4 protein-coding genes are annotated in these 2,054 nt (G+C 64.6%); 2 read left to right on the forward strand and 2 right to left on the reverse strand.

Annotation, left to right across the window (positions count from 1 at the left end):
- Positions 1-134 precede the first annotated feature (134 nt).
- Positions 135-464: a DUF86 domain-containing protein gene (locus tag ACH2EI_RS17950; protein WP_395161028.1), complete on the reverse strand. Its 330-nt coding sequence runs from the start codon at positions 462-464 to the stop codon at positions 135-137.
- Entirely contained in the window at positions 461-922 is a 462-nt protein-coding gene (locus ACH2EI_RS17955; RefSeq protein WP_395161030.1) for a nucleotidyltransferase family protein, read from the reverse strand. Before ACH2EI_RS17955 ends, ACH2EI_RS17950 begins: the two co-directional genes overlap by 4 nt.
- Before the next feature lie 171 nt (positions 923-1,093).
- Between ACH2EI_RS17955 and ACH2EI_RS17960 the strand changes: the two genes are divergently transcribed.
- Together ACH2EI_RS17960 and ACH2EI_RS17965 are read left to right on the forward strand one after the other, a co-directional pair.
- Entirely contained in the window at positions 1,094-1,333 is a 240-nt protein-coding gene (locus tag ACH2EI_RS17960; RefSeq protein WP_395161032.1) for an AbrB/MazE/SpoVT family DNA-binding domain-containing protein, read from the forward strand.
- Between the two features lie 2 nt (positions 1,334-1,335).
- Positions 1,336-1,791 carry a hypothetical protein gene (locus tag ACH2EI_RS17965; protein ID WP_395161034.1) on the forward strand — a complete coding sequence of 152 codons (456 nt, stop codon included), beginning with the start codon at positions 1,336-1,338 and terminating at the stop codon, positions 1,789-1,791.
- Positions 1,792-2,054: the final 263 nt, after the last annotated feature.

Below are 2,054 nucleotides of genomic sequence, written 5' to 3' on the forward strand. Positions count from 1 at the left end.
GCTGGGCTGCTGGACCGATCGGAAGAAACTCTCGACGGGCCGCTCGGACTCACTGTGATGCTTCGGGGTGCTGGCAGCCATCTTCCATGTCTAGCCGCTCTGGCATCCGATAGCTGAGGACCGGCGCGTTTGAGTCAGGCGAGCGTGTTGCGGATTCGCGTGATCGCAACGCGCATTGGTGGCAGGTCGGAGTCGATGGTGGCCTGGACGATTGCGTGCGCTGTGTCGAAGTAGCGGTGTGCGAGGTGGTTGCGCATGGCGGCAATGTCGACCCACGGAATGTCGGGCTCGTTGGCGAGCACGGTGGGGTCGATCAACTTGACGGCTTCACCAATCTCCATGAGTCGGGCACGAACCGCATCGAAGACGAGCCCGTCGGTGAGGTCGCCGCGTTGCAGGTGGGATGTGATGGCTTCGCAGGCCGCCACGATGTCGTCGCAGCGCTGGGTGTCGCTGCGGCTCACAGCGTGATTGCTTCTGCTTCGACGTCGGCACGGAGGCCGGCCTTGAGCTGCTCGGCGGGGACGACGTCGACGTGGCGCCCGAGGAGTGCTTCGAGTTCTCGTTGCAGTCCGGCAAGGCCGACCAGGCTGACTGAGTCGTCGAGGTCGACGAGCAGGTCGATGTCGCTGCCAGCGTGTGCGGCACCGCGGGCGACGCTGCCGAAGAGTCGGACGTTGGAAGCCTTGCGACGGGCGGCGATGTCGAGGATTGCCTGACGGTGGCGCAGCACCAGCGCGCCGAGGTCTGGCAGGAGTTCTGGTTCGGCATCCCGCTGCTCGGTGGCCGATCGATTCCGAGCGCGGTGCGCAGCCTGACGGTGCGCGTTGCTGCAGTACTTCGGCGCCGGCCCGCGCCCAGCCACCTGCTCAATCGTCTGCCCGCAATGGGCACACGTCGGCTGATCGACTGGCCGTGCCATGTTACAAGTGTAACGAGTAAGCGTTACGTGTCAAGCGACGGCCGCAGCGAAGGGACCGTGGGCGTGCGAGCAGTGACGGCGAGTTGGATCAGCACCATCACAGCCGTCATGCGCAAGACGGTGCGACAGGGCAGCGTCGCCTTGTAGTGATGCATTGCTTACAATGCAAAGATGAACGAGACGATGGATGCAAAGGTGTCCCACCGCGGCCAGACCAGTCTGCCAGCTGCGCTCAGGCGGCGATGGGGCCTCACCGACGGTGGCGTCGTTGGCGTCATCGACCTCGGCGATGCTGCGCTCGTCGTGCCCGGTGGGCTCGACGCCGCCCGCCGAGAGCTGCGAGCGGTTCTTCAAGATCGTTACGAGGACGGCCTTGACGCGCTCGACGACCCGGATCTGGCGGATCAGTAGCTGTGAAGCGTGTGCTCATCGACGACCGACTGCTCATCGAAGAACTGACCGTCGGGATCGGCATCGAGGGCGTTGCCTACGCCACCTCGATGTACTGGTATTTCCGGGCATGCCGGGCAGCAGTCCTCGGTGCGGGTGGCCACCTTTCCGGCCCCTTCGAGCGAATCGGCACCACCCGGCAAGCACGCGCGATCGAGCAGCTCCTGCGACTGCGCGACGACATCAGCCTGCCCGAACCCCGCGCTGCGGTGTCGACAATGGTCGGCGTGGCCAGCCGGCATCCTCGGCTGAACCTGCTGAATATCGAGGCCACAGCCGCCGCTCTCGACATCGCCGACGTGGTGTGGCTGTCGCCAAAGGCGAGCGAGGGCGTGCTTCCCGCCGTGCTCGATGCCGAAGGTGTCCGCTGGCGGGTTCATCACATCGACGAGCCAAGCGGCCCCGACGACGTCGGGTGAGACCGAACAGGTAGGAAGTCAGGGGCGCACCGGTCACCTGACTTCGGGCAGCGACGGCCGTGCATCAAGGCACACTTCCGCTCTATGCAAGTAAAGACTCAAGTATTAACCTTTACTTAGGTTGCCTGGAAGGAAAGGCTACGCACATCATGAGCGACAACGGTTGGCCTGCCCTCGGCTACGAAACTCTCGACTGGCACATTGAGCCGAACCTGTCGATGTCGAACACGGCGCGGCGCCGACACGATCAGCCCTACGACGCA

The organism is Ilumatobacter sp., assembly GCF_041688325.1.
Classification (GTDB): Bacteria; Actinomycetota; Acidimicrobiia; order Acidimicrobiales; family Ilumatobacteraceae; genus Ilumatobacter_A.